6 protein-coding genes are annotated in these 7,556 nt (G+C 73.8%); 1 reads left to right on the plus strand and 5 read right to left on the minus strand.

The features are described from left to right. Nucleotides 1-406: 406 nt before the first annotated feature. Nucleotides 407-592 carry a DUF5703 family protein gene (locus E1300_RS45665; RefSeq protein WP_131763514.1) on the minus strand — a complete coding sequence of 62 codons (186 nt, stop codon included), beginning with the start codon at nucleotides 590-592 and terminating at the stop codon, nucleotides 407-409. Nucleotides 593-845: 253 nt separating this feature from the next. Between E1300_RS45665 and topA the strand changes: the two genes are divergently transcribed. Continuing rightward, complete coding sequence (gene topA / locus E1300_RS45670; protein WP_165503297.1) at nucleotides 846-3,545, plus strand: type I DNA topoisomerase; 2,700 nt, start codon at nucleotides 846-848, stop codon at nucleotides 3,543-3,545. 70 nt (nucleotides 3,546-3,615) lie between these two features. On the opposite strand, the gene E1300_RS45675 is transcribed toward topA, so the two are convergent. The 4 genes from E1300_RS45675 to E1300_RS45690 all read right to left on the minus strand — a co-directional run. Then, complete coding sequence (locus E1300_RS45675; protein WP_242619818.1) at nucleotides 3,616-4,836, minus strand: glycosyltransferase; 1,221 nt, start codon at nucleotides 4,834-4,836, stop codon at nucleotides 3,616-3,618. Nucleotides 4,837-4,844: 8 nt separating this feature from the next. Then, on the minus strand, nucleotides 4,845-5,840 hold the full coding sequence (locus E1300_RS45680) for a glycosyltransferase (protein WP_131763517.1): 996 nt from the start codon (nucleotides 5,838-5,840) through the stop codon (nucleotides 4,845-4,847). Beyond that, on the minus strand, nucleotides 5,840-6,847 hold the full coding sequence (locus E1300_RS45685) for a glycosyltransferase family 9 protein (RefSeq protein WP_131763518.1): 1,008 nt from the start codon (nucleotides 6,845-6,847) through the stop codon (nucleotides 5,840-5,842). Before E1300_RS45685 ends, E1300_RS45680 begins: the two co-directional genes overlap by 1 nt. Continuing rightward, nucleotides 6,844-7,556 (minus strand): D-glycero-alpha-D-manno-heptose-1,7-bisphosphate 7-phosphatase (locus E1300_RS45690; RefSeq protein ID WP_131763519.1); only part of this gene is annotated, 713 nt, incomplete at its 5' end. The genes E1300_RS45685 and E1300_RS45690, both read right to left, overlap by 4 nt.

Consider the following 7,556-nt stretch of genomic DNA (forward strand, 5'->3'; position numbering starts at 1 on the left):
CGGGGCCGGTTCGGCGTGGGCGCTCGGCATGGCGACGGTCGCCGCCGCGGCGGCCGGGGCCGTGGCGCTGGCGCGCCGCGCCCTGGGCGGCCGCGCCTGACCCCAGGAGTGATCTACGCGGTCGTGTCCGGCCGATGACCTGATCGCGCGCCGGGCCGCGGACTCCGCGTCCGCGGTCCGGCGCCGGCGGTCCGCGAGCCGCTTTGCCCGTCCCGGAAGCGCGGTCCGGGGCGGGCGAAGCCCTTCCTGGGCCGGGTGCGTCCGATGAGTGCGGTGGGCGGCGTGGGGGAGTATGGACCGGAGGGGATAATTCGATTACGTCGCGTCATCCGTTTCGTACGTGGTGCTACGCTCCGGACGGGATCGGACGGGCGAGGACGTGACAGGCGTGCGCCCATGGGAAGGGTCAGAACGTGCGGACCTGGCGGATGACCTTGCGGCGGAGTTGAATACGGCGGCTACCGTCGGGGTACAGGCGCAACCGATCGATCTCCCAGCCGCCGTGCTCCGCGTGCTCGGTCAGGATCTGCCGGGCGGTGTCACGGGTGGTGCCGCGCGGCAGTGACAGGACGAGGTAGGTGTACTGCACCATCGCGACCATTATTACCTGGTCCGCCGGAAGCCGGGCACCGTACGGTGGCGACCCGGTCCGCGAGCGGGGTGGCGGCATGTCATCCTGTCGGAGGCGCGGACGGTGGTGAGAGTTGCGCCCGGGTCCGGCGGCGGCGCGGAGATCATCGGTCGCGGTGCGTCCGCGGGCATGAACGCGCCGCCACGTGACGTTGTAGGAAGCCTGCGTAAGACGAGCTGAGCGAGAAGACCAGGACAGCGAGGTTGGAGCGACTGTGCCAGCCAAGAACGGCACCGCGGGAAGTGGTCGGAACGGGGGTTCCGGTACCCGCCTGGTGATCGTCGAATCGCCCGCGAAGGCGAAGACGATCGCGGGGTACCTGGGCCGCGGCTACATCGTGGAGTCCAGTATCGGCCATATCCGGGACCTTCCCGGGAGCGCCTCGGAGGTGCCCGCCAAGTACAAGGGCGAGTCCTGGGCGAAGCTCGGCGTGAACGTCGAGCAGGGCTTCGAGCCGCTGTACGTGGTGAACACCGACAAGCGGCAGCAGGTCGCCAAGCTGAAGAAGCTGCTCGCGGAAGCCGACGAGCTGTTCCTCGCGACGGACGAGGACCGGGAGGGCGAGGCGATCGCCTGGCACCTCCAGGACGTCCTGAAGCCGAAGGTGCCGGTGCACCGGATGGTCTTCAACGAGATCACCAAGGACGCGATCCGGCGGGCGGCCGCCAACCCGCGGCAGCTGAACATGCGCCTGGTGGACGCGCAGGAGACGCGCCGCATCCTGGACCGGCTCTACGGGTACGAGGTCAGCCCCGTCCTGTGGAAGAAGGTCATGCCGAAGCTGTCGGCGGGCCGGGTGCAGTCGGTGGCGACGCGGCTGGTCGTGGAGCGGGAGCGGGAGCGGATCGCGTTCGTCCCGGCCCACTACTGGGACATCGCGGCGCAGTTCGACACCGGCAAGGACGAGGAGCCGACGGTCTTCAAGGCCGGGCTCGTCTCCGTGGACGGCAAGCGGGTCGCGCAGGGGCGTGACTTCGCCTCGGACGGCACCCTGAAGACCAGGGACGCCCTCCACCTGGACGAGCCGGCGGCGCGCGCGCTCGCCGAGCGCCTGCGGGGCCGTCCGTACACGGTCAAGTCGGTGGAGCGGAAGCCGTACACGCGGAAGCCGTATCCGCCGTTCCGGACGACGACGCTCCAGCAGGAGGCCAGCCGCAAGCTGGGGCTGTCGGCGAAGTCGACGATGTCGGTGGCGCAGAAGCTGTACGAGAACGGCTTCATCACCTACATGCGCACCGACTCGATCACGCTGTCGGAGACGGCGATCACGGCGGCGCGGCGGCAGGCCGCGAACCTGTTCGGCGGCGAGTACGTGCCGGACAAGCCGCGCGTGTACGCGTCCAAGGTCAAGAACGCGCAGGAGGCGCACGAGGCGATCCGGCCCGCGGGCGACACGTTCCGCACCCCGGCGGAGACGGGCCTGTCCGGCGAGCAGTTCCGGCTGTACGAGCTGATCTGGAAGCGGACGATCGCGTCGCAGATGAAGGACGCGACGGGCCAGTCGGTGTCGGTGCGGGTGACGGGCGAGTCGACGCAGGGCGAGACGGCCGAGTTCGGCGCGACCGGTAAGACGATCACGTTCTACGGGTTCCTCAAGGCGTACGTGGAGAGCGCGGACGACCCGTCCACCGACCGGGACGACCAGGAGCGGCGGCTGCCGAACCTGGACGAGGGCGACGCGCTGACCGCACAGGACGTCGAGGCGGAGGGCCACTCGACCCGGCCGCCGGCCCGCTACACCGAGGCGAGCCTGGTCAAGGAGCTGGAGGACCGGGAGATCGGGCGGCCGTCGACGTACGCCTCGATCATCGGGACGATCCTCGACCGCGGGTACGTGTTCAAGAAGGGCACGGCGCTCGTCCCGTCGTTCCTGGCGTTCGCCGTGGTGAACCTGCTGGAGCAGCACTTCGGGAACCTGGTCGACTACGACTTCACCGCGCACATGGAGGACGGTCTCGACGAGATCGCCCGCGGCGAGGCCGAGCGGGTCCGCTGGCTGACGCGGTTCTACTTCGGCGACAACGGCGAGGAGGGCCTGAAGGAGCTGGTCGGCGACATCGGCGACATCGACGCCAAGGGGATCAGCTCGTTCCCGGTCAAGGGCACCGACATCATGGTGCGCGTCGGCCGGTACGGCCCGTACCTCGACCGGGACGGCGAGCGGGTCAACGTCCCCGAGGACATCGCGCCGGACGAGCTGACCGCGGAGAAGGCCGAGGAGCTGTTCGCGCAGCCGAGCGGCGACCGGGAGCTCGGCGTCGATCCGGAGACCGGGCACACGATCATCGCGCGGTCGGGGCGGTTCGGCCCGTACGTGACCGAGGTGCTGCCGGAGCCGGAGCAGCCCGCGGAGGGCGAGAAGAAGAAGCGGGCGAAGAAGGCGGACGCGCCGAAGCCGCGCACGGGCTCGCTGTTCAAGTCGATGTCGCTGGACACGGTCACGCTCGACGACGCGCTGAAGCTGCTGTCGCTGCCGCGCACGCTCGGCGAGCTGGACGGCGAGCCGGTGACCGCGCAGAACGGCCGGTACGGCCCGTACATCAAGCGGGGCACCGACAGCCGCTCGCTCGGCTCGGAGGACGAGCTGTTCACGGTGACGCTGGAGCAGGCGAAGGAGCTGTTCGCGCAGCCGAAGCAGCGGGGCCGGGGCCGGGCCGCGGCGGCGGCGCCGCTGCGGGAGCTCGGCAAGGACCCGGTGAGCGACAAGCCGGTCGTGGTCAAGGAGGGCCGGTTCGGCCCGTACGTGACCGACGGGGAGACGAACGCGAGCCTCCGCAAGGGCGACGAGGTCGAGTCGATCACCATCCAGCGCGCCGCGGAGCTGCTCGCGGAGCGCCGTGAGAAGGTGGCCGCGGGAGGCGGGAAGAAGAAGCCGGCGACCCGCCGCCGAACGTCCGCGAAGTCGGGCTCCTAAGGACATCCGCGCCGATACCCTGACCGACATGACCAGAACGGGCGCCTTCCCCGCAGCGCCGCACGATGCCTCATCGCCGTCGTCGCCGTCGTCGACCGGGCCGTTCCGGCGGCTCTCGCTCGCACTGTCGCTGTCCGGCCTGGGGCACTGGCTGACCGTGCCCGCGTTCACCGCGACGGCGGCGGTGCTGACGCGCGACGACGGCACGGCCACGCGGTTGCAGGCGATCGGCGGGGTGCTCGTCCTGCTGGTCCTGCCCGCGGTGCTGCTGGCGCCGCTCGCCGGGCTCGCCGTCCACGACGGTGTCGAGGTGCCCGCCGACGGCGCTGGCGACGACGGGGGTCCCGCAGGCCATCGCCTCCAGCGGCACCATGCCGAACGGCTCGTACCAGGGGAGGGTGACGAGGAGGCTCGCCGAGCGCAGCAGCGGGGCGACCTCGTCGCGGCCGCACCGTCCGAGGAACTCCACGCGGTCCGCGACGCCCTCGCTCCGCGCGACGCCGCGCAGCCTGCGGACCTCGGCGTCGCCGTCGAGGTCGGCGCGGGGCGGCCCGCCCGCCACGGAGAGCGTCACGCCGGGCAGGGCGGCGAGCGCCTCGATGACGGTGTCGACGCCCTTGCGCTCGACGAGCCGGGACAGCACGAGGAGGCGGTGCCCGCCCGCTTCCTCCGCGGGCTGCTCGCCCGGTGTGAACAGGTCGAGGTCCACTCCGCAGGGGACCACGGAGACGCGGCTCCGGGGGACGCCCATCGCGACCAGCTCGGCGGTCTCGTCCGCGCACGTCGCGATGACCGCGTCGGCGCTGCGGCCGAGGGCCCGCTCCAGCCGCGGCCGCGAGGCGGGGCTCGTGTCGCGGTCGCCCTGGTGGCGCCGCTTCACCGTGCCGAGCGCGTGGTAGGTCTGCACGACCGGGACGCGCGGCCCGCCGGGCGGGTCGGCGGCCTGGACCGCCGCGAGCCCGCTCATCCAGAAGTGGGCGTGGGCGACGTCCGGTGGATCAGTGCTCCAGCGTTCCTCCAGATAGCGTCCGAAATCGTGCATCCAGGGAAGCAGCTCGTCCTTGGGGATCTGCTCGGCCGGTCCCGCCGGGACGTGCTCGACGGTCACGCCGGGCGCGAGGCGGACCCGCGCGGGCAGTGCCGGGGCGTCCCGCCGGGTGTAGACGGTGACGTAGTGGCCCTGCCGGCCGAGCTCGGCGGCGAGCTCCGCGACGAACACGTTCTGCCCGCCGCCGTCGGCTCCGCCGAGGCCGCCCTTGGCGGCCAGCGGGCTGGCGTGTTCGGAGATCATGGCTATCCTCATCGCGTTGCCTCCCTGAGAGTTCGCTGCCAGTCGCGCAGGAAGCGGGCCAGGCCGTACCTCTCGACGGCGTGGGCCCGGGCCTCCTTCCCCATCTGCCGGGCGCGCGGCGGGTCGGCGGCCAGGGCGCGGGCCGCGTCCGCGAGCACGGAGACGCGGGTCGACAGCACCCCGGCCTCCGGCGGTACCGCCTCGACGGCCTCGGTGGTGGCGAGCGCCACCACGGGCAGGCCGAGCATCATGGCCTCGATGAGGGCGAGGCCGAGCGAGGTCCACCGGTAGGGGTGGACGTAGACCCTGCGGCGGGCGAGCTCCCCGTGCATCCGCGCCTGCGGGAGGTCCTCGAAGGTCCACAGCGCCTCCGGCGCGATGCCGAGGCGCCCGGGGGCGTCCGCGACGTTCATGCCGAACAGGTCCAGCGGGACGGAGGCCGACAGCTCCGCGAGGAGGTCGGTGCCCGCGACGCGGCCGCGGCGCAGGGGGTCGTTGATGACGACCCCGGCGCGGGGCATGTCCGCGGTGTAGCGGTAGCCGGGGTCCACGACGCCGTGCTCGATGACCGTGGTCGGGGCGCGGCCGCAGTTCCAGAACAGCGAGTTGAAGTGCGTGACGTGGACGACGGGGATGTCGGAGCGGTCGTGCAGGAAATGGCGGCTGTCGGGGACGACCTCCTCGGGGAGGCTCGCGTCGGACGGCGTCCGGCGCGGGGTGTCGTGCTCGACGTAGACGGCGGGGACGTCGCGTCCGGGACGCCGCCCGAGCCACTCCTCCGTCAGGCGGAGCTCGTGCGGGCGCTGGAGGACGACGACGTCCACGTCCTCGTCCCGCAGCCGGTCGTACGGGACCTCGACCGCCCGGTCGGGCCAGGTGAACGTCTCGGCGCGCCCCCGGCCGTCCGGGCCGCGGTCGGGTGTGACGGGCACGAGCGTGGTCTGCTCGCCGTGGACGAACGACGTCGCCCACGAGCCGTGCACGTGCCAGAGCAGGACCCTCATCAGGTGGACACCTCCGGTAGGGACGCGATGACCTCGACGGCGGCGGCGACCTCGTCCGCGCCGACCTTGGACAGGCAGGGGTGCCCCTCGACCGGGCACTCCCGGGCCCGGCTGTCCCTGCACGGGGCGCTCTGGTCGCCGAGCAGCGCCAGCGGCACCCCGAAGGGCGCCCAGCGGGCGGCCGGGACGGTCGGCGCGAACAGCGACACCACGGGCGTGCCGACGGCGGCGGCGAGGTGCGCGGGCCCGGTGTTGCCCGCGACCATCGCGCGGGCCCCGCGCAGCACCGACGCCAGCTCGGGGAGCGACGTGCGGCCGCCGAGGTCGAGGCCGGCCTCGCCCGCGACCGCCGCGGTCAGCTCCTTCTCGTCGCCGTGGCCGGTGACGACGACGCGGTGCCCCGCCTCGTCCAGCACCCGCACGGCTTGGGCGCAGCGCTCCGGCGGCCAGGCGCGGGCGGGCACCGACGTCCCGGGGTGCACCACGACGTAGCCGGGGCCGCCGGTCAGGTGGTCGGTCTCGGGCAGCGGCTCGCGGACCCGCAGCCGCGTGTCGGCCGGGGCCGGGAAACCCGCGTCCTCGGCGAGCGCGAGCATCCGCAGCGGCTCGGGCACGTCCCCGTCGGGGCGGTGCCGCAGGTCCAGCAGGGAGCCGGGGTAGTCCTCGCTGATCCCGCCGATCCACGGCGTCCCGGCGAGCCGCAGCAGCAGCGCGAGCGGCAGCGGGGACTGGTGGAACGAGGTGAGGATCAGCGCGCGGTCGAACCCGGCGAGCTCCCCGGTGATCCGCTCCACGCCGGCGCGGTCCACCGGCCGCGGCTCGGGGTCGATCCACGGCGCGCACCACTCGATCACGGCGTCCACCCCGGGCAGCAGGTCGGCGGCGGACCGGCCGCGGGGGCCGCACAGCAGCACGACCTCGTCGGCGCGCGCGGCCACCGCCCGCACGGCGGGGCCGGCGAGCAGCACGTCGCCGATGTTGTCCTGGCGGGCCACGAGCACCCTCATCGGAACCGCCTCCCGCCGAGGACGAGGTCGACGGCGGCCTCCAGCGTCGGCGCCGTCTCCGCCGCCCGCGCGATCTCCACCGGCCGGGTCCGCCCGGTCGGCACGAGGATGCCGCGGGCGCCCGCCGCCGCCGCGGCCTCGATGTCGCCGCCGATGTCGCCGATGACGGCGCAGTCGGACGGCAGCGCGCCGAGCCGCCGCGCCGCCCGCTGGATCATCCCGGGGCGCGGCTTGCGGCACTCGCACCCGTCGGCGTGGTCGTGCGGGCAGAACTCCCACACGTCGATGCGGCCGAGCAGCTCCTCGACGCGCGCGTTGACGCGCCGCACGTCCCCGGTCGTGATGCGGCCCTTGGCCACGCCCGACTGGTTCGACACGACCCCGATCCGCACGCCGTGGTCCCGGAGCCGGTCGAGGGCGCGCCGGGCGCCCGGCATCGGCTCGACCCGCGCCGGATCGCCGTTGTAGGGGACGTCCCGGATGAGGGTGTCGTCCCGGTCGAACAGCACGACCCGCGGGCCGCCCCAGGCCCGCGCCCGCCGGTGGAGGGCCAGCCCCCGCAGGCGATGCCGGACGGCGGCGGGCGGGATCGCGGCGCTCGTCACCGCCATCCTCACCACCTCGCCGGCGGTCCGGGGGCCCGGCCTGATCCGCGCCGACGCGAAGCGGGCGGTCAGCACGGCCCACACCGCCCCCGCCGTGACGGCGG

It is taken from the genome of Actinomadura fibrosa (genome assembly GCF_900659615.1).
Classification (GTDB): Bacteria; Actinomycetota; Actinomycetes; order Streptosporangiales; family Streptosporangiaceae; genus Spirillospora; species Spirillospora fibrosa.